Below are 25,599 nucleotides of genomic sequence, written 5' to 3'. Positions count from 1 at the left end.
TAACTGATATAGAATATAAATAGTACATCGACTCTAGATATACAGCGGGCCAGCTCCAGCAAAACTTGCTTGAAGAATCGATAAAACTTATACTGCTACTAACGTATCTACACGCGAGTTCGCACACGCCAATGTTCCGTCGCGTGTTCCACTATCGAAATGGCGATCGCTTCGTTTGAAAGGCTTCTTCGACTTGAAATACACGACGCAAAAGACGAGCTAAAGATTGCTTTAAAAATTTCTTGGAGGTGTCTTTGCATGCCAAACTTTATGAGGTGGGCGGTTCCGACCGTGATTGTTTTAGCGATCATCGGCATTGCTGGAAACCCAGCGTTATTCTTTCAGAGACTGTTGTTCCTTGTGTTTATCGGGGCCTTGATCTTTTTTGCTTACCGCTTTTACGTTTCCAAGAAATACGGCGCCCCCTTTCTTCCTAAGAGAAGCGGGCCTTCTAGAGAACAACTTCGCCGAGCGAAACATACAAGTACGACCAAAAGAGGCGTGAAGCAAAAGTCTGGTGCCTTGAGTGGTCCTAGCAAACAAGCCATTCGCAACAGTAGAGGACTAAAAAAAGCCCCAAAACGTCGCTCTGGACCGCAGCTGACGGTCATTGAAGGGAGCAAAAGTAAACAGAAGTCAAAGAACAAGAAGCGGGCTTAGCCCGAAAGCGGAGGCGGGTTGGTCAGGAGCGAGAATTTTTGGAGACCCGATAAAAGAAACCCCGGTCTTGGATTTCGTTATCGGGGCGAAAAATCTCGACGCTTCTACCCGCCGAAGCTAGACAAGAAAAGCGGAGGCGCCCTGCTCACGAGCGACAAGTTCTGGAAGAACGGCAGTATCAAGCCCGCCTTTTGGCTTGATCTGTCGGTCTGAAGAAACCTCGAGCGAGTGGGCGCCGAAGCTAGACAATACCGAAAAGCAAAGGCGGGTCGCCCAGAAGCGAGGATTTTGGAAGGCCTGACCTAGAAATCCCGATCTTGGGTTTCAGGGCAGGACTGAAAAATCCCGAGCTTCTACCCGCCGGAGCTAGACATGAAAAGCGGAGGCGCCCTGCTCACGAGCGACAAGTTCTGGAAGAACGGCAGTATCAAGTCCGCCTTTTTGGCTTGATCTGGCGGTCTGAAGAAACCTCGAGCGAGTGGGCGCCGGAGCTAGACAAAAAGACTCTTCAATGCCCTCACGCGATGAGTCTTTGTCCAGGCGGTAATTTCTCTGTGCCTTTTCCATTTAATTTAAAGCGACCAAGTTTTCATGAATTTCTTCGTCTTTTCGCTTCCGAGAAGAATCAACTCTTCCTTCTCCTCTTCTGAGATCTCAAAATTAGTGGCTTTCACTTCTTTTATCGGGATAAAGACAATATTTTTTGCGTGCTCTTCGCTGATGTAGCGCTTATCGTGGGCACTGGTCATGGTACCAAACACGGCTTTGTACATATCGATCGCATTTTTCATTTCGCTTTTTGGACGTACCTCATCCTGAGGGGAAAGTTGAAAACCAATCACCGGCCTAGGCCAGCCGCCACGCCTTCCATCCTTGAACAGCCACATTGGAAAATTGCTCAGCAACGCCCCGTCGACGATATAAGAGGGATGACGGCTCATCGCTTTATTGTAGAGCTTCACCGGTTCATAAAAGAAAGGAATGCCACAGCTCATGCGGATCGCACGAGCGACTGAAAAGTTTCTTGCGGCAATGCCGTAGCTTTTTAAATCATCGGGAAGAACAACCATCTTGCCTTGTGTCAGATCCGAGACCACCACACGCAATGAGCCTTCAGGCAAATCGCCAAACGTCCTCACCCCTTTCGCCGCTAATCGCTCCTTCAACCATTCTTCAAGGGCATCCCCCTTGTAAAGCCCTTGTCTAAAATAAAGATTAATCCATTTGGTCACAGGAAAAGGCAGTGCCGAGAAACGCTCATCCTTCATCTGCTCCACATTTAACTCATCGAGCAGCTCGCGAAGCTCTTTGCCTGTATAACCAGCCATCAAAAAGGCGGCGATGATTGAACCCGCGCTCGTGCCGGCAATTCGCTGGAACTTCAGGCCTTTCGATTCTGCCACTTCGATGGCACCAACAAACGCAAAAGCCTTTACGCCGCCCCCAGCAAATACTGCATCGACGTTCACCATCTTTCTCACCCCCTCTTAAAAACTATGTGGAGGGAGAGAAAATCGCAACTTGTTTCCTTAGGTTTCTATAACGATTTTTCAGTCTTCGCTTGAGAGAGCAACGCTCATGCGCCGTTCCTTCGTAGCAGACGACTTTCCGAACAGGGCACGGACGACAGCTACCTTTGGTGAACTTTAGGGAGATACTGTAAGAAACCTCCAAACAATGTCTGAATTCATGTTGCAGGATCGTCAATCTTTCGTTATGATGTTCAAATGTGCCAAACAGGAGTGGATGAACGGAGAATATTTACCGAGAAAAATCATAGTTTTAAACAGAAAGGATGTCGATACCCATTTCCATTTCTCTTATTTTATCTATTATTGTTTATTTGCTTATTATGCTTTTCATCGGCTGGTATGGCTACAAGAAAACGGCAACCCATTCCGACTACATGCTTGGTGGTCGTGAACTTTCTCCGACCGTTGCGGCTTTAAGTGCCGGCGCTTCCGATATGAGTGGTTGGTTAATGCTTGCCTTGCCAGGTGAGATGTATGGCTCCGGGTTGAGTGCAGGGTGGCTGGCACTTGGACTCACTCTAGGGGCTTACTTAAACTGGCTTTTCTTGGCCCCGCGTCTTCGTACGTACACGGAGACGGCCAAGAATTCGATCACCATCCCAACCTTTCTAGAAAACCGGTTCTACGATCGCACAAAACTCCTTCGCTTTTTCTCTAGTATCATCATTCTCGTATTCTTTACACTCTATGTCTCAGCGGGAATGGTGTCAGGGGGTGTGGTCTTTCAAAGTGTCCTCGGCATGGACTATACAACCGGACTTTGGGTCATCGCTGGTGTGACCATCGCCTACACATTGTTTGGCGGCTTCTTAGCCGTAAGCTGGACGGATGTCGTTCAAGGAACGATCATGATGGTCGCACTCATCTTTGTGCCCATTATTGCGTTTACTGACGTTGGGGGCGCAACCAATGCGTTTGATCAAATTAGGGATATTGATCCACTCCTACTCGATGTTTTCCGAGGCACCACCGTCATTGGCATTATCGGAATGCTTGCCTGGGGACTAGGCTACTTTGGTCAGCCGCATATTATTGTCCGCTTTATGGCGATTAAGTCTGCGAAAGAGACAAAATCGGCACGCCGGATTGGAATTGGTTGGATGATACTCTCGATTATCGGGGCCATGTTAACAGGTCTTGTTGGGCGCGCCTATTTTTCAAGTCAAGGAGTTGCGCTGGATGATCCGGAAACCGTTTTTGTGGAACTAGGGAATATTCTCTTTCATCCTTTCATTACCGGCTTTATTTTCTCAGCGATATTGGCAGCTGTGATGAGCACCATTTCCTCTCAGCTTCTCGTCACGTCGAGCTCGTTAACAGAGGATATCTACAAGACCGTTTTGAAACGCGCACCTTCAGAAAAAGAACTTGTTTTTATCGGACGATTGGCGGTGCTCATTATTGCGATTATTGCGCTCTTGGGCGCTTGGAATCAAAACGACACGATTCTTGAGCTTGTCAGTTACGCGTGGGCCGGCTTTGGTGCTGCCTTTGGACCAGTCATCCTCATAAGCGTTTACTGGAAGGGCATCACAAAATGGGGCGCCCTCGCAGGCATGATTGTCGGCGCATCCGTGGTCATCGTTTGGTCGAACACCAACTTGTACGCAGTTTTTGGTATGCCTGAACGGATCTATGAGCTAGTACCGGGCTTTTTGTTGAGTGTGATTGCGATCGTTGTTGTTAGCTTGCTGACAAAGAAGGATCCGAATGTCGAAGAAGGATTTCGGGCCTTTGAGAAGAAATTGGAGTCTGAGTCTTAATTAGAGAGGCGTTGTTGGTTATAGGGCTGTCCCTGAGTCATTACTTTTTGACTTAAAGGGGCAGCCCTATCTTTGAGAGAGTGCCCTCGAACTACTGTTATCTTTTTCCTTTCATAGATGCGAACGAGAAGCCTATTAGGGGTGACCTCTGATGAAAAAGTATGTAAGATAGAGGAAGGTTGAATGCGCTTCCACTCGTTGCGCTAACCATTTATGCTAAGGGGGATCGCTGTGAAAATATCGATTCAAACGAAAATCATTGCGCTTGTAGCAGGGCTGATTTCTTTCGTCACTCTTCTACTCGCTACGATCTTTGCCTACCTTGAATCACAGGATATTTACGATAACCTTGGAAACCTTGCTCTTAGCACGGCTGTTCATATCGCTGGCTCCCCCACAATTGTGAATGCTTTCCAATCAGAGGATCCTACGTCTATTTTACAACCTTATGCAGAAAGGGTACGCAAAGATACCGGTGCTGAGTTCGTTGTGATTGGCGACGCCGAGGGCGTTCGTTATGCCCACCCAGATACTTGGAAAATTGGAGAATCAATGGTCGGGGGCGATAACGATCAGGCGCTCGTTGAGGGGGAAGCGTATATTTCCGAGGCGAAGGGTTCGCGTGGGGAATCGCTGCGCGGGAAAACGGCCATTCGTGACGAAGAGGGAAATATTATTGGGATTGTGTCCGTTGGTTTTCTAATTCAAGATATTCGTTCAGAGATTATGCAACGCTTTTTCATGCTTGCTTCCATGACGGCAGGCGTCATTGGGCTTGGTATCGTTGGAAGTATTCTGCTTTCCAAGAGCATTCGTAAAGATATGTACGGGCTGGAACCCCATGAAATTGCGTCCCTTTTTCAGCTGCGTCAATCGACGCTTAAAGCGATTCGCGAAGGCATAATTGCTGTCGATGCCAAAGGGAAGGTGACGATGCTCAATGATTCCGCCCGTGAAATGCTCGGAATTGACGATTTCCGAGAAGGAACCCCTATCAAGGAGATTGTCACTGACACATTGGTTCCACGGGTGCTAAAACACGGGCAGCCTGAATATGATCAAGAATTCCAAATGCGCGGACGTATCTATATCGTCAACCGGCAACCGATCTTGCAACAGAACGAAATTGTCGGCGTTGTTTGTAGCTTCCGTGACAAAACAGACCTCATTGAAATGGCGAATACACTGTCTGATATTAAAAAGTACTCGGACGATCTTCGCTCCCAAAACCATGAATATACGAATAAACTTTATGCCATCTCCGGCTATTTGTATATGAACCGTATCAAAGAAGCGATGGCGCTCATTTCCGAAGAAACGAATCGCCAAAAGGATGAGGACGTTGCCCTTACAAAAAATATAAAAGATATGACCGTTCAGGCCATTCTGATGGGCAAGTTCGGCAAAGCTTCTGAGCTTAAAGTCCATTTTCAAATCGATCCAGGCAGCCAACTTGACGTGTTGCCCAACCATATGGGACAAACTCAGTTAATTTCCATTCTCGGCAACGTCCTCGATAATGCATTAGAAGCTTCTTCCTACACGCCGCATCCGAGCGTCACGTTCTTCGTCACCGACTTGGGAGATGACATTGTCTTTGAAGTGAGTGATAACGGGCCTGGGCTGCCTGCAGATTTGAGCACACTCAAACAAAAAGGCTTTACGACGAAGTCTGGCAAAGGGAAGCGAGGGTATGGGTTAGCGATCATCGATGAGCTTCTTACGCCTCTGGAAGGAATGATGGAATGTCATAGCCTTTCCGACGGTGGGGCATTGTTTGTGATTTACTTACCAAAATCCTTAGACTCTAAATGAGGTGATTAGCCAATGATTAACGTTTGTGTTACTGAGGATGATTTCCGAATTGCAGGCCTCCATGAAGATGTGGTCAATCGCATCGAACCTTTTTTCTGTGTGGGAAAAGCTTCCTCAGCAAAAGACACAATAGAGCTGTTAGAGAAAAAAGACGTCCACTTGATCCTTTTAGATATTTATATGCCTGATGATTTTGGCACGAATTTATTCAGTTACATTCGCGAACACCACCCATCTACTGACATTATCATGATCTCCGCCTCCACGAATGAAGCGCATATCAAACAATCGCTGAGGTATGGGGTCTTTGATTATATTCTCAAAACCGACTCTTTCCAGCGTCTGGAACAAACATTGCGCGATTATGCTTCCTACCATGAACAACTGTCACAAACGACCTCCTTTACGCAAACGGCGATCGATCGTTTGACAAGAGCTCAGGCCCCACCTGTCCAAACAGAGGACAAGCCACCGGCAGCGAATCAGTCCCTCCTTCCGAAAGGGATTGATGAACTCTCGCTGAAAATGGTCATGACTATTTTGAGCGCACACGACGGGTTAACGACCAGCGAATTGGGAGATCAGCTTGGCGCTTCACGTTCGACGGCTCGCCGTTATTTAGAATACCTGATCTCCACAAAACAAGCCGTAGCAAGACCGATCTACGGGATCGTCGGTCGGCCGGAACGCAAGTATTTTATAGCAGACTAGAACTCTCTACGTATATAGGGGGTTCTTTTTGTCCCTACTTCCCTCCGTGAACAATATGAACAAAAAAGACTCTTATAGAATTTAATAGAAAGTATAGGGAAAACGGTTACAAAGAGGGTCCTTCTCGCTTATGATCAACTCATTATACAAAAGGGGGAAATGATCCATGAAATCACTACGCTTTACATTGCTTGGGCTATTCTTACTATCCATTGTAAGCGCTTGCGGAAATGAAGCCGAGGAGACAACAGCAGACAACGACGGGGACGGGGAAACCGAAGCCTGGGAGCCAGAAGGGAATCTTGAGATTGTCGCACCAGCAGGGGCAGGTGGTGGCTGGGACACGACGGCCCGGATGGCTGCCCAAGTATTTGGAGAGACCGGCATTATTGATGAAGGCATTGGCGTCATTAACCGCGAAGGCGGAGGTGGTGCCGTGGGGTGGTCTTATATTGCAGGGCAAGCCGAAGACCCGCACTACATGTTTGTCGCTTCCCCTCCTCTGCTGTTAATTCCGTTAAACGGTCAGTCCGAGTACGGTTATGAAGACTTTACGCCACTTGCTAATATGATTGCCGATTTTGGGGCCTTTGCTGTTCGCGATGATGCCCCATGGGAAAGCTTAGATGAACTCTTTGAAGACCTGAAAGAAAACCCAGGAGAGATTTCAGTTGTTGGGGAATCCGCCCCGGGAAGCATGGACCACGTTCAATTCGTGAATATCGCCAAAGCAGCTGGCGTCGATCCGAGGTCGATCCAATATGTATCGGCTCAAGATGGGAGTGCGATGACGAATTTGCTAAATGGCAGCGTGCAAGTGTACTCCACAGGGGTAACGGAAACGATTGAACAAGTGCGCGCTGGCGAGGTTCGAGTGCTTGGGATTACGGCAGAAGAACGTTTGGAAGGCGAAGTCGTCGAGGACTTCCCTACAGCAATCGAACAGGGAATTGATGAAACCTTTATTAACTGGCGCGGTTTCTTCGGGCCGCCCGGGATGACAGACGAACAAGTTGCTTATTACGAAGAAAAATTCAAAGAATTACACGAGTCGGATGAGTGGGGTGAAATGCGCGAGAACTACTCCTGGGAACCTTACTTCATGAGTGGCGAAGAATACAGTGATTTTCTCGCGGAACAAAATGCAGAAATGCAAGCATTGCTTGAGGAACTGGATCTTTACGGAGAATAAGCGTAGAAGTCGTGTTCTTACCTGAACACGACTTCTCTTAATACGGGGAAGGGAGAACGACTATGCTTCAGCCTATCCATCGCAAGGTAAGCCTTGTTCTTATAGCGCTTGCAGGCTTTTACCTCTACTTGGCTTTTCAATTGCCAAGTTTCATGAACACCGTCATCGATGCGGACACGATTCCTAAAATTACGGGAGCTTTGCTCATGATTCTGTCGGTCATTTACTTCTTTATGCCTGTTCAGGAAAGCGAGGAAGAACGGGAGAAACGAACGGAGGCCAAACACGATTGGCCCCTTATTCTTGGCGTGCTCGTGATGACCTTCCTGTATATTTTTTTACTGGAAATTCTCGGTTTCCTTTTGACATCGATTGCTTTTATTTTCCTATGCACATGGGTGCTTGGTTACAAGAAATTACTCAGAAACGCGATCGTTTCAATTTCTGTACCACTATCACTTTACATCCTCTTCACGCAGCTTCTAAGCATTCGACTGCCAACAGGAATTTTGCCTTTTTAGAAAGGAGGTTGCTTGAACAATGATTGATTTTAACGGAATATTAAGCGGCTTGCAAATGGCCCTCAGTCTTGATGGGATTTTATTTGTATTCATTGGCGTTTTTATTGGAACATTGATCGGTATGATGCCTGGGCTCGGGCCAATCAGCGCGATCGCGATTATGATCCCTTTGACCTATAACATGGACCCTACCATCGCGCTTGTGATGATGGCTGGCGTCTACTATGGAGCGATTTTTGGTGGCTCTTCCTCTTCCATCCTCTTAAACGCTCCAGGTGTGGCTGGAGCCGTCGCTACTTCCTTTGATGGCTACCCGATGGCCAAGCGCGGAGAAGCAGGAAAAGCACTCGCGATTGCTGCGATCGCGAGCTTCTTCGGGGGAACCGTTAGTGTCGTTTTGCTAATGGTCTTTGCCCCTGTTCTATCGAGTGTCGCCATCGTCTTTGGTCCACCTGAATACTTTGCCTTGATGATCCTCGGGTTAACGGCGATCGCAAGCTTATCACGGGGCTCGACAATGAAAGCATTAATGTCAGCACTGCTTGGCATAATGACCGTCACGATTGGGATTGATGCGCAAACAGGAACGACTCGCTTCACATTTGGCAATGCTAATCTGTTAGAAGGGATTGATTTCCTTGTCATCGCCCTCGGGTTGTTTGCCCTTGCGGAAGTGTGTGCACTTATTATTAATCGAAATAAAACCGATTTTGATAATAAAACCATTGGTAGTTTAAAACTTAAGAAAAAAGACATTAAAGAAATGTCCGGACCGATGAGTCGACAATCTGTGTTAGGTTTCATTCTTGGGGTTTTACCGGGGGCAGGAGCTACGATTGCCTCTTTCATCGGCTATACAACAGAAAGAAAATTGGCGAAAAATCCAGAAGAGTTCGGCAAAGGTTCGATCAAGGGCTTAACTGCCCCCGAAGCCGCCAACAATGCAGCGACAAGTGGATCCTTTGTGCCGCTATTAAGTTTAGGAATTCCAGGGTCAGGAACAACCGCCGTCATGCTCGGTGCCTTACTTGTGCTCAATGTGCAACCCGGACCGCTGCTCATGACTGAAAATCCAACCCTCTTTTGGGGTGTGATTATGAGCATGTATGTTGGCAATATTTTTCTTTTGGTTTTGAATTTGCCCCTCATCCCCTACATTGCGAAAATCTTGGCGATTCCGCGTGCGATGCTGATCTCACTGGTGATCGTTTTTTGCATCATTGGTGTGTACTCGATTAGCTTTAATGTGTTCGATCTGTATCTCTTATTAGCGTTCGGGGTGATCGGGTACTTAATGAGAATGTTCGCTTTTCCTGCGGCCCCTTTCATCCTCGCATTCATTCTTGGGGGAATGATGGAGCAGTCCTTCAGGCAAGCGATGACGATTTCAGGCAACGATGTTAGCATTCTCTTTACAAAACCGATCGCGCTCTCCCTGTTAGTGGTAGCTGTTCTATCTTTCTTTATTCCGTTGCTGCAAAGCGCTCGCAAACGTAGAAAGGAAAATACAGAAAACCACTTTAAAGCTTGACGTGTTCATAAAACAACTCAGCGTGCGGCAATGCATGCTGAGTTGGTTTGACCTTTTTCACTTAATAACTCATCCGAAGTGCTTTATGTGCGTTTTTCACATCATTTTTCAGTAGCTTTTCAAGGTCATACGCCGGATAATCATCGTTCTCGCACATGTAATAAAAAATCATCGCATGCAACTCAATTGCGCCATGAAGCTGTTTGCTTAACACTTCCCGTAACTGAGGCGTAGCTGTTTCCGTAATCGCAATCGCATAGTTGCGCATCGCCGATTTAGCCGCAGCGAGTAAATCACTTGCCCAAAAGGCCGCATCTAAATCATGAGAGGCGTGTTCCCCTCTGGGAGCATGTGAGAAAAAGGGCAGCAACTCTTGGAGATTTTTCTCAAGCATCTGAATGGTTTCCAGATAAATGGTCTGTAATGTCCGATCAGGCACCTTGTGTACCGAGGCTTTACACTTCATTAAAACAGTGGCTTGGGAGGCCGTTAATTCGTGCAGTTCCAACGTCTCGTGCCAGGCAAGGTGTTGACGAGGCATAACAGGTTGATGGTACATCTAATCTCTCCATTCAATTACAAACCACTATATGCACAGCAGGAGAATTGGGTACTTGTACCGATTGATTATGAAAAAACATTTCGTTCTCAACCAAGATGCGTAGGCGCCCTGCTTACGAGCGACAAGTTCTGGAAGAACGGCAGTATCAGGCCGCTTTTTGGCTTGATCTGGCGGTCTGAAGAAACCTCGAGCGAGTGGGCAGCCGGAGCTAGACAATCCGAAAAGCGCAGGCGGGTCGCACCAGAAGCGAGAATTTTGGAGACCCGATAAAAGAAATCCAAATTCGGGATTTCTTTTATCGGGGCGACGCCGGAGCTAGACACAAAAAATAGCACGTCCACCGGGACGCACTACTCCTTTTCATCCATTTCGTTTTTTTGCTGAACCTCGCGCAGTGCTTTTACACGCTCGCTGTTTTCTTGAAAGTATTGAACGAGATCGCCAATACGATCAATCGCATCCCAGCTAATATGATGTTCGATTCCCTCTACATCTTGATAAATATGGTCGTCAGCGACACCAATGAGCTTCATGAAGTCTTCAAGCAGTTCGTGGCGATACACCAGACGCTTCCCGATTTTGTTTCCTTTTGCTGTAAGCACAAGGCCACGATACCGTTCATACACAAGGTACTCGCTTTTATCTAGCTTTTGCACCATTTTTGTGACGGATGAGGGATGTACCTCCAGTCCATCGGCGATATCCGAGACGCGGGCGTAGCCTTTCTCTTCAATCAACATATATATGCGTTCCAAATAATCTTCCATGCTTGGTGTCGGCATAGACTCCCTCCCCTTGAACAAAACAGTACAACAGACGCGCATCATACGGACTTGCCGCGTCCGCGAAGTCGTCCTCCCTAGTTTACTATAAAACAAGTAGGAAGGACACCGCAAATATGACTTGCGTTAACCCCTTGAACATGAAGGTTTTTTTAGAGATGAAACGACAGGACAACTCAAACTAAGAGAGGATGAATCGCTCTTTTTCTGATTGACAGACGAGGGCTTTTTCTGGAAAATAAGAAGAGAGAAGCAACGTATGACGAATAGGAGCGGGGGCTTAGAAAAATGAAATATGCTATTTTAGACGATCACATCGTTCCTGAAGAGGAGGTCAAGATCCAGCTAATGGACCGAGGCTATCACTTTGGAGACGGCATCTACGAAGTCGTACGGCTTTACAACGGATCTTTTTTTGCGATGGACGCTCACCTTGAGCGCTTGTTTTCTAGCGCTGCGAAGCTTGATATGGATATCCCTTTTACCCAGGAAAAATTAGTGAACTTGAGCACCGAGCTCGTGAAAAAGGAAGCCTTACATGATGGGGCGATTTATATGCAGCTAACCCGTGGAGCTACTCCGCGAAACCACTTGTACCAACGCGGCGAAAAGCCGATCCTCACCGGGTTCACTCTTCCAGCAAAACCGCCGGTGGAAGACCAGAAACAGGGCATTTCCGCCTACGTTACCGATGACATTCGCTGGCTCCGCTGCGACATCAAAAGCATCAACTTGCTCGGCAACGTCATGGCCAAACGAGAAGCGAGCGATCATGAGTGCGGAGAAGCGATCATGCACCGTGACGGCATCGTGACTGAGGGCTCCTCCTCAAACCTTTTCCTTGTTAACGACCGCACGCTTTACACGCATCCTGCAAACCATCTTATATTAAATGGCATCACCCGCCAGCAAGTGATTGAACTCGCAAAGAAACTCGATCTTCAAGTTGTCGAAGAGCCTTTTCCAAAAGAAGTGCTCGCCCAAGCAGACGAAGCCTTTGTTACGAGCACGTCAATTGAAGTGACGCCTATCACTACCTTTAAAGGTCAGGTGGAAGCCAGTCTTTCTATTGGCACTGTCACACGCGAGCTACAGGAAGCTTTTGCTTCCCTGATTCCGAAGTAAAGAGGGAAAGGAAAGAGCTTTTTCTAAAAATCCTGTATCACTTTAAAAGTGGTACGGGATCGCTTGTTTTGAGGTTCTTTTAACTGTTAAAGTGAGGACTAAAAATGGCTTTTTTATCCATAAAGGTGTGTGGAGGTGGGGACGCACCTTCAGCTTATGATTTCTCCGCTCCTGCTTGTAAAGTGTGTCGCGTCCCTCTTAACTACCTCAACTTTCGGAGTTTAAAAACATAGTTGACCCTCTCGTTTGGTCCGGATTATCACTGCTTGTTCGGATTCCTCCGACAGCGTCAGTGGCCTTAGTTCCTTTGTATCAGGGAATGAGTTGTATTTTACGTGTCCGAAAGTTGAGCTAACTACCCTTCGTGTACAGCTCTCCAGGCACAGCTTCCACCCACCGAGACGGCTGTCCAATCGAAAAGACCGCAAGCTTGTGCATCGCTCGTGTACATGCGGTGTAAAGATGGAATCGTTCCTGCTCTGCCCCATACACTCCATCGGAAGCATCGTAGACGATGACAGCATCGAACTCGATGCCTTTCGCCAGATAAACCGGCAATATCACCAATCCTCTTGCATACTCGTGATCATCCTGTTTGAGTAGCTGAATATCAAACCATTCACTCAAGCGTGCATGAGCATCTGCCGCCTCCCTTGCGGTTTTCGTAATGACCGCAACAGTCGCGATCTCTTCATCCGCGAACGCTTGGAGCTGGTCCTTCACTGGCGTGACAAGCGCTTCTTTTGAAGCTACCACGTTAAGCGTCGGTTTTGTCCCCTCCCGCTCAAAAGGCTGGACATCTGCCGGGTTTGGTAGAAGCTCTCGAGCAAATCGCATAATCGGCTCTGTGGAGCGGTAGCTTTTTGAAAAACGAAGCAGCCGCACATCCTCCTGCTCGCCCAGCTGCTGCAAGACCCCTTGACTGGTTGCATGTGTAAATAGTGCCTGACTTCTATCCCCGACAATCGTAAAGCGGGCAGCTGGATAGAGTCGCTGCATGAAAGCCAATTGAAAAGAGGAGTAGTCCTGCGCTTCATCGATAAACACATGCCTGATCGAACGATCGACGCGTAGTCCTTTCAAGCGGTCCTGCAAATACATATAGGGCGTGGCATCTTCGTACGGCAAAACTCCGTGGTCGAGCTGGTCCTTTGTCCAAAGGGCGATGGCACCCCAATGCTCCACGTTCCCATGGACGTCCGCAAACAAAAACGCCTCATACATTTGCTGATCATCAACAAAGCCGTACGTTTTGACCCACTTCTTGAGAGGCTTAAACGCTTCTGCCGTCAAATACCGAGCGAGCCGCTTATGCTGTTTTTCCTCCTCTGCAAACACATCCTCGTTCGGATACGCTTGCTGAATTTCATGATGAATCTTGAGCAGCGTTTCCTTATCAACAAGTTCTCGTTCTTGCTCGACCCACTCACTGGAACGCTCTCGCCCTTCCTCCTTCGCTAGCTCCTTTAATAGCCACTCCGCTGTCTGCCGAAGACGGTTTTGAATAGGATTGTCTTGATTCAAACAATAAAAATACGTCTGCAGATCGCTTTTGGAGACGAGCACGCGCCCACGGAAGGTCACGTCGTGAAACGAAAATCCATCTCCTTCCAGTTGATCAACATACGCATCAAGTCTGTCCTTAAACGAAAGCCCGGCCTTCTCCCTTATTCCCACCAGTCTAATCGTGTAGGCGCTGTCTTCCTTCGCACCAAGCACATACTCCAGCTGTTCAAAGCCGTTCTCGACCTCAAACCGCTTGCCTAGACGCTTGTATACATAAGTGCGAAACGTCATTTGCGCCATGTTTTCTTCTCCGAGCTCCGGCAGGACTGTTGAGACATAGCTTGCAAATAGCTGGTTGGGCGAGAAAAGAACAAGCTGGTTCGCATGAATCGAGTTGCGGTGCTTATAGAGCAAGTAGGCAGCGCGCTGCATCGCGACCGAGGTTTTTCCGCTCCCTGCCACCCCTTGAACAACGAGAAAACGGCTCTTGTGATCCCGAATTGCCGTGTTTTGTTCCTTTTGAATGGTTGACACAATCGTCTTCATCTGTGTATTCGCCTGGTGGCTGAGCGCTTCTTTCAAGCGCTCGTCGCCGATCGTAATCGCCGTATCGAACATTGTCTTCAGCGCTCCGCGCCGGAATACATACTGACGCTTGTTTTCAAGCATTGCGTGGACAACCCCTGCAGGAGCCTCGTAGTGCACGTCCCCCGGACCGAAGTCATAGTAGACGCTCGAGATCGGCGCCCGCCAGTCATAGATATAAAATTCATTTTCGGTTTCATCCATAAGCGAAGCAAGACCAATATAAATCGGCTCGGCTTTTGTTTCGCCTTCTTCGATCAAGTCAATGCGTCCAAAATACGGGGACTCCGCTAAGCGACGCAGCGTCTTCATATGTCGTTTCACCAGTTCTCCACTTCGTTCTCGTTCATTGAGGAGCTCCGCCTGCTGCTTGATGCTGGAAATGGTCTCTGCCGCGTCCTCTGTGTTCGAGAGGTTTACGGTCACATTCTCCCAAAACGTTTCCTTTAACTCCATTTCGTCAGACGAAACCCCTTCTGCCTTTTCACGCAGCAATGCTTGTTTCGTGCGGATATAGGCATGAATAAAGGCCGCTCGTTCTTGTTCGTACATCCAGTCATTGTTCGTGGACATGGGCCAACACGCCCTTTCTCATAGTGCTCTTTACAATTAACATAATATACCATTTATCCAATTCAAGTTTTATCATAGCATATTTCTAAACAGAGGCACAAGCATTCAACAGCCGAGAAAAACCGCTGCTCTACTGGTAGGCAGCGGTTTAGCGGCGATAGTTCCACTCGTCGGTTTCGTAGCGATTTTTGGCAATCGAAAGGACGGACTCTTCTTCTTCCGCGCTCAACTCGTAAAGCTCAAGCGTTATTCCAAGACCTTTCTCAAAGCCTTTTTTAAAGGCTGCGCTCGCCTCGTTTAAGTCAATAGGCGTCTCCCTTAACGCGTTAATAGCTACGGCTTTTTTTGAGAACTGCCGCTGCATCCGCTCACGCAAGCGTTCGTTTTTATAGTTAAAAAGGTCAAAGAGTTTATCTTCTTCCATATCAAGCAAAATCGAGCCATGTTGCAAAATCACGCCTTTTTGTCTCGTTTGCGCACTTCCTGCCACTTTCCGGCCCTCGACCACGAGTTCATACCACGACGGGGCATCAAAACAAACCGAAGAGCGAGGATTTTTTAGCGCCTCCTTTTCTTTTTCTGTTGAAGGAATCGAGAAAGAGGCATCCAGCCCGACCGCTCTAAACCCTTCAAGCAACCCCTCAGAAATTACCCGGTACGCCTCTGTCACCGACGTAGGCATACCCGAATGTTCTTCCGAGACTATGACGCTATAGGTCAGTTCATGCTCATGCAGAACTCCACGCCCGCCTGTTGGTCGTCTGACAAACCCAAGGCCATATTCCTTCACCGCTTCCAAGTTGATCTCTTTTTCGACTCGCTGGAAATACCCAACCGACAGCGTCGCAGGCTCCCAGCCATAGAAGCGAATTGTTGGGGGGATTTTGCCTTCACTGTGCCACTGCAGCAGCGCCTCGTCCAAGGCCATATTGTAGGATGGTGAACGCTTGCCTGAATCAATAAATCGCCATACCTCCGTCATCGTACATCTCTTCTTTCTGCTCTATGTATGCTACCTTCTATTCTAGTGTAGCAAACCTCGACGGGCGATGCCAAAAAAGAAGATTCTTCTCTGGAACAACATTGCGAAACCGTGTCAGACTAGCTATAATGAGGAGTGGAACTTGATATTGCAAAGGGGAGAACCACGGCTATTATGGAAACACAAATGATCATTTTGCTCATACTCACCGTTTTACTCACTATTTTTATGATAACGAGATTAAAGACACCTAGCTACTTAACAGCACTTACTCAAGAAGAATTCATTAAAGGATACCGCAAAGTTCAACTGATAGACGTTCGCGAAACAAAGGAATTCGACGGTGGTCACATTCTCGGCGCTCGGAACATCCCGATGTCCCAGCTCAAACAGCGCATGAACGAGGTTCGCACCGACCAAGCCGTCTACCTCTACGATCAAAACAGCACGCGCAGCAAGCAGGCGGCCAGACTCCTTAAGAAAAAGCGAGGCGTGAAAAACCTATACTACCTCAAAGGCGGTTTCCGAAAGTGGACGGGCAAGGTTAAGAAGAAAAAATAGAAAACACGCTCGCGTGAGGCGGGCGTGTTTTCTTTGGGACGGAGCAAGTGGTAGTGGCTTACTTAACGTTGCTCCAGCCCTTGTTGTGCTGAACTATATAGGCTTTATCCTCACACACGGATTTCGCTCACGCACATTCCCTCTCGCATCCGCGCTCTTCTCTCTCACATTCGTGCCCTTCTCACGCACATCCACGCTCCCCTACCAAGCACATGCAAAAAACCGCTCGAGCGTTTAATCTCAAGCGGCTTCATCCTCCCTTTAAACAGTCGCTGTTTCTTTTTGATACCGCAGCACCGGTTTCCGCGCAGCGAGCGTTTCGTCCAAGCGACCGATGACCGTGTGGTGCGGCGCTTCCTGCACGACTTCTGGCTCTTCTTCGGCCTCGCGCGCAATTTGAATCATCGCGTCGATAAACTCATCAAGCGTTTCTTTGGATTCCGTTTCCGTTGGCTCAATCATCATGCATTCTTCCACGTTGAGCGGGAAGTAAATCGTCGGCGGATGATAGCCAAAGTCAAGCAGGCGCTTGGCGACATCAAGCGTACGCACGCCGAGTTTTTTCTGGCGTTTGCCGGAAATCACAAATTCGTGTTGGCAGTGCTGCGTGTACGGCAAGTCAAAATGCGGCTCAAGACGACGCATCATGTAGTTGGCGTTCAACACGGCGAATTCTGAGACTTGACGCAGACCTTCTGGCCCCATCGTGCGGATGTACGTATAGGCGCGAACATTGATGCCATAATTGCCGTAATATGGCTTGACGCGACCGATGGAATCTGGACGGTCGTGATCAAAGCGAAACGCCTCCCCGTCTTTCACAAGAATTGGCTTTGGCAAGAACCGGCTTAGTTCTTTTTTCACGCCGACAGGGCCTGATCCTGGTCCGCCCCCGCCATGTGGACCGGTGAACGTCTTATGGAGGTTCAAATGGACGACGTCAAAGCCCATGTCTCCCGGCCTGGCAATGCCAAGAATTGCATTCGAGTTGGCTCCGTCATAGTACAGCTTCCCACCGGCACTATGAATGATCTCAGCCATTTCTTGGATGTGCGTTTCAAACAAACCAAGCGTATTCGGGTTGGTCAGCATTAGCGCCGCTGTGTCTTCGCCCACGACTTCGCGAAGATGATCCAAATCAACAAGCCCATGCTCATTCGTTTTGACCGTCACCGCTTCAAAACCAGCGACCGTTGCAGAGGCCGGATTGGTGCCGTGAGCCGAGTCGGGCACAATGACTTTTGTCCGCTCTGCCTCTCCATTTGCTTCGTGATAGGCGCGAATCATCATCAGTCCGGTCCACTCCCCGTGCGCGCCGGCGGCTGGCTGAAGCGTCACTTCATCCATGCCCGTAATTTCAGCAAGGGACGTTTGCAAATTGTACATGAGGCGCAAAGAACCTTGTACTTGTTCCACCGGTTGGTACGGATGCACGTGGGCAAGCCCCGGGATGCGAGCAACGTCCTCATTGATTTTCGGGTTGTATTTCATCGTGCAGGAACCGAGCGGGTAAAAACCAGAGTCCACCCCATGGTTTCGTTTGGAGAGCGCCGTGTAGTGTCTCATGATTTGCAGCTCAGAAACTTCCGGTAGATCAGGTGCTTCCTCGCGCATGAACTCTGCTGGAATCACTTCACTTACGTCAGTTTCTGGAATGTCTAGTTCTGGCAGGCTGTGTCCTACGCGATCCTGCTTGCTTCGCTCAAAAATAAGTGACATCTGGTTCGCCTTCATACAACAATCGCCCCCAATTCTTGTGCAAATCGATCGAGTTCATTTTTCGTCCGCAGCTCTGTTACGGCTAGAAGCATTTGGCCTTTGCGCTCCGTGTCATCCTTGCCAAGGTCATAACCGCCGATAAAGCCTTTTTCAAACAGCTTTTTATTCACGGTTGCCACTTCATCATTCATTTGAACGACAAACTCGTTAAACGTGGAGGCTTCATGAACAAGTGCGACACCGTTTTGCTTGAGCGCCTGTTTCAAATAGGTCGCTTTTTGCACATTCTGCGTCGCCATTTCCTTCACCCCTTGCTTGCCAAGAGCCGTCATCGCCACGGAGGCAGCAAGCGCATTGAGCGCCTGGTTGGAACAGATGTTGGATGTTGCTTTGTCGCGACGGATATGCTGTTCACGTGCTTGCAGCGTGAGGACAAAGCCGCGATCGCCGTTTTCATCAACCGTCTGACCAACAAGGCGACCAGGGGTTTTGCGCATCAGCTTTTTCGTGGTTGCAAAATAACCACAGTGCGGGCCGCCAAACTGTGTTGAGATGCCAAACGGCTGGGCGTCGCCTATAACAATGTCGGCGCCGAACGCACCTGGTGGCTTTAGCAGTCCGAGCGCAAGTGGATTGCTTGAAACAACAAACTGGGCTTTGCCCTGATGTGCAATGGCTTCAATTTCCGCAAGCGGCTCAAGGCTGCCAAAGAAGTTTGGATGCTGGACAATCACACAAGCTGTGTCATCGCCGTAATTCGCTTCTAAGTCTTCCACGTCCGTCGTGCCATTCGCCGCATCAATTTCCACTACATTGAACCCTTGTCCGTATGCGTTGGTCGCGAGAACCGCACGGGCTTCAGGGTGCACTGCTTTGGATACGAGAATCGTTTTCTTTTTCGTATGCCCGCAAGAGAGCATCGCCGCCTCCGATAACGCGGTCGGTCCGTCGTACATCGAGGAGTTGGCGATGTCCATTCCCGTCAACTCACAGATCATCGATTGAAACTCAAAAATCGCTTGAAGCTCCCCCTGCGAAATCTCTGGTTGATACGGAGTGTAAGCCGTGTAGAATTCCGAGCGAGAAATGACGTGGTCCACTATCGATGGAATGTAGTGTTCGTAGACCCCAGCCCCTAAAAAAGATGGGTAGTCTTTTACGGAGACATTTTCGTTGGCTAGCTTTTGAAAAAACGAGACAAGCTCCGGCTCTTTAAGGGCCTTCTCAATCTGTAATGACTTATTGTAGCGAATCGACTCCGGAATATCAGCAAATAAGTCGTCAATCGACGACACTCCGATGAGATCGAGCATCTCACGCTCATCGGCATTTGTCATCGGCAAATAGCGGTTATTGGTTGTCATTGCTGCACCTCCTGCTGGTTCTCTCTACTTTTCTCGTTTATAAAACGGGGTCTTAACGACAACGGCTTCGACGCGCTTGCCGCGAATCTCCACGTCCAGATGATTCTCAAGAACTGCTTGGTTCGCCTCCACAATTGCCAGCCCAACGTTTAAACCGAGAGTGGGCGACTGCGTTCCGGTCGTCACAAAACCGACTTCCGTTTCTCCGGCAAATACTTTATAGCCTGTGCGTGGAATGCCGCGGCCGGTCATCTTCAGACCTACGAGCTTACGGGCCAGCCCCCCTTCCTTTTGTTCCTTCAAAACCTCTTGGCCAATAAACGGGACCTCTTTGTTTACTTTCACAGCGAACCCGATCCCGGCCTCAAGCGGGCTAATCTCCCTCGTCAACTCCTGGCCGTACAAAGGCAGTCGTGCTTCGAAGCGAAGCGTATCCCTCGCCCCAAGCCCGCACAGAAGGAGTCCATGTTCCTCACCCGCTTCAAGCACAGCGTTCCATACGACCGGCGCTTGCTCGGCCCCGACATACAGCTCAAATCCATCTTCCCCCGTATACCCCGTGCGCGAAGCAAAAACGGGTACTCCAGCGATTTCCACGCCCTCTGAAAAGCGGAACGGACGAATGGCATCCAGGTCGCTAGAAGTCAGCTTTTGCAAGACCTCAACTGCTTTCGGTCCCTGTACCGCGAGCAGGGCTGTTTCTTCGGAAATATTGCGAAGGTTCACATCGCCCTCCACATGTTCGCTAATCCAAGCAATGTCACTCTCAATATTGGCAGCGTTTAACACGAGCAGATAGCGATTCTCATCACGACGATACACGATCAGGTCGTCCACGGTTCCTCCTGATTCGGTGCACATCGTGTTATACTGCGCCTGCTGATCACCGATTTTTGAAAGGTCGTTCGTAAGAAGCTTCTGTAAATTGGCAAGCGCGTCGCTACCCTCCACTTCTAGCTCGCCCATATGAGACACATCAAATAGACCTGCCGCCGTTCGTACAGCCTCATGTTCTTCTTTAATGCTAGAAAAGGACACAGGCAACTCCCACCCACCAAAATCGACGGTCTTTGCCTTGCCCGCCTTCGCATACTCGGGAAAAAGCGGTGTTCGTTTTAACGCAGTCATTTTCATTCCTCCTCATAATCCAGTTGCGGCGGGTAAAAGCTCGAGATTTTCGCCCTGGCAAGCGTTAGCCAAGATCGGAATTTCTTTTGTCAGGTCTCCAAAATTCTCGCTTCTGTTCGACCCGCCTCCACTTTTTTTATCAAAAAAGGACAGAGCAAACACATCTGTGTCTGCTCTGTCCTTGAACCAGAAAGTTTCCCCAAACGCTTTCGCGCCGGATTGTCTTCGTAGGTGGCCTGCCTTGCAAGCACTCTCCAGAGTTGCGTCAAGTAAAAGTCTTCTTTGCCTGAGAGATTCGCTTTCGCTTGCTCCTTCGGCGCTGCGCGACAGGCGCAGTCTCTCCCTTTACTCTCATCCGCCACTATTTTATGTACATAGTTTTTCCATTTGCCCGGCATACTACCCTATAAGACTGCAAAGCCTTGGATACTTCTAATCCTACCAATGCCGAGCAAGGTTGGCAACTCATTTTTTTAAAATACATGTATTCATCTGAAAAAATAAGGACGTGAGCACTCTGGATATTAACATTCATTTTGACGAAAGCTGGAATGTTCGGTTTTTGGAACGTGTCGAGCAAGATGGTCCGTGGTCAGACCTTGAAACCTTTAAACTCGCTTATGAAGCACAGGTTCACCAGCAGATTCCAGACTTTCATGGGTTGCTTGCCCCTAGCTACTTGCCGACGCTTCAACCCTTCGACCATCAAATCGAGGCCGCTCAAACGGTGATTGAACAAATGAACGGCAAAGCGATTCTCGCTGATGAAGTGGGGCTTGGGAAAACGATCGAAGCTGGACTCATTTTAAAAGAATACATGATTCGCGGCCTTGTTAAAAAAGCACTCATTCTCGTGCCCGCCTCTCTCGTTTCCCAGTGGGCTGTTGAGCTGAATTCGAAATTTCATATTCCGGCCGTCCCGCAAAAAAAATCGTACGTCTGGGAACAGTGCGAGGTGGTCGTCGCCTCCATTGATACCGCAAAGCGTCAGCCACATCGTGACATCGTTTTGAATCAACCGTATGACATGGTCATTATCGATGAAGCGCACAAGCTCAAAAACCCAAAAACAAAAAACTACGAGTTCATTCGCTTGCTGAAAAAGAAGTTCTGTCTGCTGCTTACGGCCACACCCGTACAAAACAAGCTCGAGGAAATCTTTAATCTTGTTTCTCTCCTGAAGCCTGGACACCTTGGAGACCTTGATTCGTTTGATAAAGAATATCGTTCCAACTCCCGCTCAGCCAAAAACGACGAGCAGCTTAAGGCGTTGATTCAAAAAGTGATGGTGCGAAACCGCCGCGAGGAAACAGGGATTGAGTGGACAAAACGAATCGTCGAAACGGTTCCGATCACGTTTAGCGACAACGAACGTTCCTTTTACGATACCATTGATGAACTCGGGGCTGGCATGAACCATTTCTCCTTGCTTACCTTGAAACGAGAGATTTGCTCCAGTCGTGAAGCCGTCTTTATGACGCTTAAGAGTATGATTGAACGCGCACAGGCCGATGAGCGCGATCCAGGTACCTATGTGAATCTGCTGAATCAAGCCGCGGGAATCGAAGGCCATGCCAAAGCCGAAAAAGCGCTTGAGCTCATTCAAAAAATCGACGACAAGGTGATTATTTTTACCGAGTACCGGGCAACACAGCTGTACTTACAGTGGTTCCTGAAGCAGCATGGCATTACTTCTGTTCCGTTTAGAGGTGGTTTCAAACGTGGCAAGAAGGACTGGATGCGTGAGCTCTTTCAAAACCATGCCCAGGTGCTGATTGCCACGGAAGCGGGCGGCGAAGGGATTAACCTTCAATTTTGTCACCATATTATCAACTACGATTTGCCATGGAACCCGATGCGGATTGAGCAGCGGATCGGGCGGATTCATCGACTTGGACAGCAGTCGGACGTCCATATCTACAACTTTGCTGTTCAAGACACGGTGGAGGAGAAAATCCTGGACTTGCTGTATGAGAAAATTCACTTGTTTGAATCGGTCATCGGCGAGCTTGACGACATCCTCAGCCGAATTGAGCTTCCTGAAATTGAAAATCATGTAAAATCCATTCTTGCCGGTTCAAGCTCTGACGGCGAGATGCGTATTAAATTTGATCATCTGGCAGCAGTGATGAACGACGCCGCAGAAGAACGCAAAAACGATCAAGAGCAGGAGGACGACGATGAAGCAGCAAGAAGTTCATAATTATGTGCGCCGTTATTTTGTCGCCAATGACAGTCGGGTTCTTGAAGAAACGCCAGCCTATTTAAAAGTCCAGCTCTCTGTGGACCTGGACAAGGAGTTGATGAACCGCCCCTTCTACTGGCACTACCTCGAGAAAACGGGCGGTGTGCCCAACCCGATGGCGCTTACATTGGTGACAGATGCCAACAATGCTCCGGAGGACGTCAAAGGAGAGCCGCTTCATTTTGGCTCTCCACGGCTGCGGCAAATTTTCAACTCTGCGCAGTCGCTCGGCTCGTTTATACGCCTTTATGAACATGTCCAATGGCCTCCCGATTCGAAACAATCGTCCCAGCCTTTTCATCCGTGGCTCTGCTTGAATGCCAACGTCTCTTTTCAATGCGACCGCAAAAAGGACGTCATCCTTTCCCTAGGTTTAAATTTAATTCACGGACAGATTGTGCCCAACTTTTATGAGCAAGTCATCAAAAAACCACTGACGCCCAAAATTCCCGACTACTGCTTCACCCTTTCTCCGCTGATCAAAGTTGAAAGCGGAATTCTCCGTCTACAAAAGATGATTCGGACATTCGCTGAAAATGAACCCGACGATTGGGCGATGGAAGCCGTCGAACGTTGGAATACCGACCTTGCGCTTCTTGAAGCGTTTTATGAAAACCAAGAGCAGAAGCCCAAGAGTTACGAATCGGAAAAACAAGCACTCCAGGAACAATATGAGCCGCATATTGAAGTCAAACTCATTAATGGAGGAATTTTTTACTTGCAGCAGCAAGTTTTTAAGCAGTGAAAAAACCAACCGATCGGTTGGTTTTTTCTATAATGGAGCTCCAGTTCCGTGAACAATCAATGAATAGAGAGTCGCTATAGAAAAGAAGCCGAACACCGCAACAGATATCAGGCTAAAGCCAACGGCAAAGAAGTTCTTTCCCTTAAAGCTTGTATACGCCCCTACCGCGGAAAAAATCGCTACGAGCAAAAACAGAATCGCTAAAAACATTTCTGTCCCCCCTTAAAATAGTGAAAGGCCATTCGAGCTACCTCTTAGTAGCATCTGTGATTTAAAAAAGGTATGATGAAACATGAAAAGATCATGCACTGGAGGCGATCCCATGAACAAACAACTTCCACTCGGACCTTTGCAGACCAATGCCTTTGTCCTGCAAAACAAAAGCAACGAATGCGTCATTATCGACCCAGGCGGAGACGGCGATGCGCTGCTGAGATGGCTCCATCAATCAGAGATGCACCCGCTGGCGATCCTCCTCACCCACGCCCATTTTGACCATATGGGGGCCGTCGACGACGTTCGCAACGCCTTTGGGTGCCCCGTTTACATTCACGAAGCCGAGCAGGAATGGCTGGTCGATCCGAGTCAAAATGGCTCCGAGCGCTTTGGTTTGCCCGCTATTAAAGCGAAGGCTGCCGATGTAGTTCTCACAGACAAGGACGAGGAGCTGACCATTGGAGCGTTCACGTTTTCACTATTGAAAACTCCTGGTCATTCCCCAGGAAGCGTCTCGTATTATTACCAAGAGGAGGCGATTGTTTTCTCTGGAGATGCCCTGTTCGCAAGCGGTATTGGCCGAACGGATCTCCCCGGAGGCAACCATGAACAGCTTCTCGCAAGCATTCACGAGAAATTGCTAACCCTCCCTGAGAATACAACCGTGGCCTGCGGTCATGGACCAGTGACCACCATCGGAGCCGAAATGGACCAGAACCCTTTTCTTTCGGGCTTTTAATGAAATGCTCAGGAAGAGCCGTTGCTCGCGCATGCCGCAAGCAACGGCCTATGTAAATTAATGCCCGAAACTTGGAACAAGCAAGAACGTGGAATAGTACGTGAACCCGACAAAGAAAATGGTGCAATACGCCGCAAAGATGTAGACGTACACCCTCTCAGAAAGTTTTAAATAGCTTAAGGCAAGAAGCACGCCTGTTTGCGCAAAAAACAGCAAGGCCATGTAAGGCATGTCGCCAATATAAAAAAGTACAGCAAAGATACCTGTCCAAAACGCAAGCACGCGGTACATACGCTCCATTGATTTCCCTCCTTTACATGAATCTCACCGCTAGACATTCGTCCTCTATATTATATACGAAGTAGACATTTGTTGTAAATGCTTACTTGTAGACCGAAAAGCGCAGGCGCCCTGCTCACGTGCGACAAGTTCTGGAGCGACGGCAGCATCAAGCCCGATTTTGGCTTGATCTGGCGGCGTGAAAAAACCTCGAGCGAGTGGGCGCCGGAGCTAGACTCGAAAAGCGTAGGCGGGTTGATCAGAAGCGCGGATTTTGGAAGGCCTGGACTAGAAATCCCGACCTTGGATTTCAGGCCAGGACTGAAAAATCCCGAGCTTCTACCCGCCGGAGCTAGACAACCCGAAAGGCGCAGGCGGGTCGAACAGAAGCGCGGATTTTGGAAGGCCTGCACGAGAAATCCCGAACTTGGATTTCCGGGCAGGACTGAAAAATCCCGAGCTTCTACCCGTCGGAGTTAGACAAGAAAAGCGCAGGCAGGTCACCTCGCCTGCGCTAGACACGCGCGGCGTCCGGGGTTGCCGCGCGTGCCCACCCTACTCCTTTTGTCGCTTCATTAGAGCAAAGGCCATCGGCATGACACCAAATGCTCGCATAGAAAACGACGCTTTTTGTTCCTTTCTTTCCTGTCGTTCGGCTAGACGTTCGACCTTTGGTTTGTCAATTTGACGCACCATTTCTTCCGTGGCGAACTTCACTAAATCTTGAAAGGACATAGTATCACCCCTTCCTTATTCTTGCCGG

General features: G+C 48.7%; 24 protein-coding genes and 1 riboswitch. Of the genes, 13 read left to right on the top strand and 11 right to left on the bottom strand.

Going from position 1 to position 25,599, the window contains the following annotated elements:
* Positions 1–258 precede the first annotated feature (258 nt).
* Positions 259–660 carry a hypothetical protein gene (locus tag AVZ68_RS04185; RefSeq protein ID WP_059103274.1) on the top strand — a complete coding sequence of 134 codons (402 nt, stop codon included), beginning with the start codon at positions 259–261 and terminating at the stop codon, positions 658–660.
* A 572-nt stretch (positions 661–1,232) separates the two neighbouring features.
* Here AVZ68_RS04185 and AVZ68_RS04175 read toward each other — a convergent pair.
* Positions 1,233–2,129, bottom strand: a complete 897-nt coding sequence (locus tag AVZ68_RS04175; protein ID WP_059103316.1) for a patatin-like phospholipase family protein — start codon at positions 2,127–2,129, stop codon at positions 1,233–1,235.
* Between the two features lie 326 nt (positions 2,130–2,455).
* Between AVZ68_RS04175 and putP the strand changes: the two genes are divergently transcribed.
* From putP to AVZ68_RS04145, 6 genes are all read left to right on the top strand, one after another.
* A complete protein-coding gene (gene putP / locus AVZ68_RS04170) occupies positions 2,456–3,955 on the top strand; it encodes a sodium/proline symporter PutP (RefSeq protein WP_059103272.1) in 1,500 nt (499 codons plus the stop codon).
* A gap of 231 nt (positions 3,956–4,186) precedes the next feature.
* Entirely contained in the window at positions 4,187–5,770 is a 1,584-nt protein-coding gene (locus AVZ68_RS04165; RefSeq protein WP_059103271.1) for an ATP-binding protein, read from the top strand.
* 12 nt (positions 5,771–5,782) lie between these two features.
* The gene (locus AVZ68_RS04160) at positions 5,783–6,481 is read left to right on the top strand and encodes a response regulator (protein ID WP_059103270.1); all 699 of its coding nucleotides are present in this window, start codon (positions 5,783–5,785) and stop codon (positions 6,479–6,481) included.
* Between the two features lie 166 nt (positions 6,482–6,647).
* The gene (locus AVZ68_RS04155) at positions 6,648–7,673 is read left to right on the top strand and encodes a tripartite tricarboxylate transporter substrate binding protein (protein WP_059103269.1); all 1,026 of its coding nucleotides are present in this window, start codon (positions 6,648–6,650) and stop codon (positions 7,671–7,673) included.
* A gap of 62 nt (positions 7,674–7,735) precedes the next feature.
* Positions 7,736–8,194, top strand: a complete 459-nt coding sequence (locus tag AVZ68_RS04150; protein ID WP_059103268.1) for a tripartite tricarboxylate transporter TctB family protein — start codon at positions 7,736–7,738, stop codon at positions 8,192–8,194.
* 19 nt (positions 8,195–8,213) lie between these two features.
* A complete protein-coding gene (locus AVZ68_RS04145) occupies positions 8,214–9,725 on the top strand; it encodes a tripartite tricarboxylate transporter permease (RefSeq protein ID WP_059103267.1) in 1,512 nt (503 codons plus the stop codon).
* Between the two features lie 61 nt (positions 9,726–9,786).
* Here the strand turns inward: AVZ68_RS04145 and AVZ68_RS04140 are convergent, their stop codons facing one another.
* Positions 9,787–10,284: a spore coat protein gene (locus tag AVZ68_RS04140; protein WP_245628053.1), complete on the bottom strand. Its 498-nt coding sequence runs from the start codon at positions 10,282–10,284 to the stop codon at positions 9,787–9,789.
* On the opposite strand from AVZ68_RS04140, the gene AVZ68_RS20115 reads away from it, so the two are divergent.
* Positions 10,273–10,557 carry a hypothetical protein gene (locus AVZ68_RS20115; RefSeq protein WP_157404571.1) on the top strand — a complete coding sequence of 95 codons (285 nt, stop codon included), beginning with the start codon at positions 10,273–10,275 and terminating at the stop codon, positions 10,555–10,557. The two genes, AVZ68_RS04140 and AVZ68_RS20115, sit on opposite strands and share 12 nt — an antisense overlap.
* Positions 10,558–10,637: 80 nt before the next feature.
* On the opposite strand, the gene mntR is transcribed toward AVZ68_RS20115, so the two are convergent.
* Positions 10,638–11,069 carry a transcriptional regulator MntR gene (gene mntR / locus AVZ68_RS04130; RefSeq protein WP_059103265.1) on the bottom strand — a complete coding sequence of 144 codons (432 nt, stop codon included), beginning with the start codon at positions 11,067–11,069 and terminating at the stop codon, positions 10,638–10,640.
* A gap of 288 nt (positions 11,070–11,357) precedes the next feature.
* On the opposite strand from mntR, the gene dat reads away from it, so the two are divergent.
* A complete protein-coding gene (gene dat / locus AVZ68_RS04125; protein ID WP_059103264.1) occupies positions 11,358–12,194 on the top strand; it encodes a D-amino-acid transaminase in 837 nt (278 codons plus the stop codon).
* Between the two features lie 351 nt (positions 12,195–12,545).
* Here dat and helD read toward each other — a convergent pair whose 3' ends face one another.
* A complete protein-coding gene (helD, locus tag AVZ68_RS04120) occupies positions 12,546–14,858 on the bottom strand; it encodes an RNA polymerase recycling motor HelD (protein ID WP_059103263.1) in 2,313 nt (770 codons plus the stop codon).
* A gap of 148 nt (positions 14,859–15,006) precedes the next feature.
* Positions 15,007–15,840 (bottom strand): lipoate--protein ligase family protein, encoded by an 834-nt coding sequence (locus AVZ68_RS04115; protein ID WP_059103262.1) that lies wholly within the window; start codon positions 15,838–15,840, stop codon positions 15,007–15,009.
* A gap of 174 nt (positions 15,841–16,014) precedes the next feature.
* Here AVZ68_RS04115 and AVZ68_RS04110 point away from each other — a divergent pair, with 174 nt between their 5' ends.
* Positions 16,015–16,401, top strand: a complete 387-nt coding sequence (locus AVZ68_RS04110; protein WP_059103261.1) for a rhodanese-like domain-containing protein — start codon at positions 16,015–16,017, stop codon at positions 16,399–16,401.
* A 261-nt stretch (positions 16,402–16,662) separates the two neighbouring features.
* Here the strand turns inward: AVZ68_RS04110 and gcvPB are convergent, their stop codons facing one another.
* From gcvPB to gcvT, 3 genes are read right to left on the bottom strand one after another with little or no spacing between them, the layout of a single operon-like run.
* Positions 16,663–18,135, bottom strand: a complete 1,473-nt coding sequence (gene gcvPB / locus AVZ68_RS04105) for an aminomethyl-transferring glycine dehydrogenase subunit GcvPB (protein WP_059103260.1) — start codon at positions 18,133–18,135, stop codon at positions 16,663–16,665.
* Positions 18,132–19,484 carry an aminomethyl-transferring glycine dehydrogenase subunit GcvPA gene (gene gcvPA, locus AVZ68_RS04100; RefSeq protein WP_059103259.1) on the bottom strand — a complete coding sequence of 451 codons (1,353 nt, stop codon included), beginning with the start codon at positions 19,482–19,484 and terminating at the stop codon, positions 18,132–18,134. The genes gcvPB and gcvPA overlap by 4 nt, the downstream gene beginning before the upstream one ends.
* A gap of 24 nt (positions 19,485–19,508) precedes the next feature.
* The gene (gcvT, locus tag AVZ68_RS04095; RefSeq protein ID WP_059103258.1) at positions 19,509–20,612 is read right to left on the bottom strand and encodes a glycine cleavage system aminomethyltransferase GcvT; all 1,104 of its coding nucleotides are present in this window, start codon (positions 20,610–20,612) and stop codon (positions 19,509–19,511) included.
* 263 nt (positions 20,613–20,875) lie between these two features.
* Positions 20,876–20,967: riboswitch (glycine riboswitch) on the bottom strand.
* 162 nt (positions 20,968–21,129) lie between these two features.
* Between gcvT and AVZ68_RS04085 the strand changes: the two genes are divergently transcribed.
* Together AVZ68_RS04085 and AVZ68_RS04080 are read left to right on the top strand one after the other, a co-directional pair.
* The gene (locus AVZ68_RS04085; protein WP_059103314.1) at positions 21,130–22,815 is read left to right on the top strand and encodes a DEAD/DEAH box helicase; all 1,686 of its coding nucleotides are present in this window, start codon (positions 21,130–21,132) and stop codon (positions 22,813–22,815) included.
* Positions 22,793–23,602: a YqhG family protein gene (locus tag AVZ68_RS04080; RefSeq protein ID WP_059103256.1), complete on the top strand. Its 810-nt coding sequence runs from the start codon at positions 22,793–22,795 to the stop codon at positions 23,600–23,602. Before AVZ68_RS04085 ends, AVZ68_RS04080 begins: the two co-directional genes overlap by 23 nt.
* Before the next feature lie 27 nt (positions 23,603–23,629).
* Here the strand turns inward: AVZ68_RS04080 and AVZ68_RS04075 are convergent, their stop codons facing one another.
* Complete coding sequence (locus AVZ68_RS04075) at positions 23,630–23,812, bottom strand: DUF2759 family protein (protein WP_059103255.1); 183 nt, start codon at positions 23,810–23,812, stop codon at positions 23,630–23,632.
* Between the two features lie 112 nt (positions 23,813–23,924).
* Here AVZ68_RS04075 and AVZ68_RS04070 point away from each other — a divergent pair, with 112 nt between their 5' ends.
* Positions 23,925–24,557 (top strand): MBL fold metallo-hydrolase, encoded by a 633-nt coding sequence (locus AVZ68_RS04070; RefSeq protein WP_059103254.1) that lies wholly within the window; start codon positions 23,925–23,927, stop codon positions 24,555–24,557.
* 57 nt (positions 24,558–24,614) lie between these two features.
* Here the strand turns inward: AVZ68_RS04070 and AVZ68_RS04065 are convergent, their stop codons facing one another.
* Together AVZ68_RS04065 and AVZ68_RS04055 are read right to left on the bottom strand one after the other, a co-directional pair.
* A complete protein-coding gene (locus AVZ68_RS04065; RefSeq protein ID WP_059103253.1) occupies positions 24,615–24,857 on the bottom strand; it encodes a DUF2626 domain-containing protein in 243 nt (80 codons plus the stop codon).
* Between the two features lie 534 nt (positions 24,858–25,391).
* Entirely contained in the window at positions 25,392–25,571 is a 180-nt protein-coding gene (locus AVZ68_RS04055; protein ID WP_059103251.1) for a YqzE family protein, read from the bottom strand.
* Between the last annotated feature and the right edge of the window lie 28 nt (positions 25,572–25,599).

It is taken from the genome of Shouchella shacheensis (assembly GCF_001484965.1).
Classification (GTDB): Bacteria; Bacillota; Bacilli; order Bacillales; family Bacillaceae_D; genus Shouchella; species Shouchella shacheensis.
The sequence above is the reverse complement of the archived record's forward strand: the minus strand, read 5'-3'. Positions and strand labels throughout refer to the sequence as shown.

Bases quoted from the DNA above. Each gene is read 5' to 3' on its own strand.
- putP (WP_059103272.1), top strand. From the start codon at position 2,456: ATGTCGATACCCATTTCCATTTCTCTTATTTTATCTATTATTGTTTAT.
- AVZ68_RS04115 (WP_059103262.1), bottom strand. From the start codon at position 15,840: ATGACGGAGGTATGGCGATTTATTGATTCAGGCAAGCGTTCACCATCC.
- mntR (WP_059103265.1), bottom strand. From the start codon at position 11,069: ATGCCGACACCAAGCATGGAAGATTATTTGGAACGCATATATATGTTG.
- AVZ68_RS04160 (WP_059103270.1), top strand. From the start codon at position 5,783: ATGATTAACGTTTGTGTTACTGAGGATGATTTCCGAATTGCAGGCCTC.
- AVZ68_RS04080 (WP_059103256.1), top strand. From the start codon at position 22,793: ATGAAGCAGCAAGAAGTTCATAATTATGTGCGCCGTTATTTTGTCGCC.
- AVZ68_RS04075 (WP_059103255.1), bottom strand. From the start codon at position 23,812: ATGTTTTTAGCGATTCTGTTTTTGCTCGTAGCGATTTTTTCCGCGGTA.
- AVZ68_RS04055 (WP_059103251.1), bottom strand. From the start codon at position 25,571: ATGTCCTTTCAAGATTTAGTGAAGTTCGCCACGGAAGAAATGGTGCGT.
- AVZ68_RS04110 (WP_059103261.1), top strand. From the start codon at position 16,015: ATGGAAACACAAATGATCATTTTGCTCATACTCACCGTTTTACTCACT.
- AVZ68_RS04140 (WP_245628053.1), bottom strand. From the start codon at position 10,284: ATGTACCATCAACCTGTTATGCCTCGTCAACACCTTGCCTGGCACGAG.
- gcvPA (WP_059103259.1), bottom strand. From the start codon at position 19,484: ATGACAACCAATAACCGCTATTTGCCGATGACAAATGCCGATGAGCGT.
- AVZ68_RS04065 (WP_059103253.1), bottom strand. From the start codon at position 24,857: ATGGAGCGTATGTACCGCGTGCTTGCGTTTTGGACAGGTATCTTTGCT.
- AVZ68_RS04070 (WP_059103254.1), top strand. From the start codon at position 23,925: ATGAACAAACAACTTCCACTCGGACCTTTGCAGACCAATGCCTTTGTC.
- gcvT (WP_059103258.1), bottom strand. From the start codon at position 20,612: ATGACTGCGTTAAAACGAACACCGCTTTTTCCCGAGTATGCGAAGGCG.
- AVZ68_RS04145 (WP_059103267.1), top strand. From the start codon at position 8,214: ATGATTGATTTTAACGGAATATTAAGCGGCTTGCAAATGGCCCTCAGT.
- gcvPB (WP_059103260.1), bottom strand. From the start codon at position 18,135: ATGAAGGCGAACCAGATGTCACTTATTTTTGAGCGAAGCAAGCAGGAT.
- AVZ68_RS04155 (WP_059103269.1), top strand. From the start codon at position 6,648: ATGAAATCACTACGCTTTACATTGCTTGGGCTATTCTTACTATCCATT.
- AVZ68_RS04185 (WP_059103274.1), top strand. From the start codon at position 259: ATGCCAAACTTTATGAGGTGGGCGGTTCCGACCGTGATTGTTTTAGCG.
- helD (WP_059103263.1), bottom strand. From the start codon at position 14,858: ATGTCCACGAACAATGACTGGATGTACGAACAAGAACGAGCGGCCTTT.
- dat (WP_059103264.1), top strand. From the start codon at position 11,358: ATGAAATATGCTATTTTAGACGATCACATCGTTCCTGAAGAGGAGGTC.
- AVZ68_RS04150 (WP_059103268.1), top strand. From the start codon at position 7,736: ATGCTTCAGCCTATCCATCGCAAGGTAAGCCTTGTTCTTATAGCGCTT.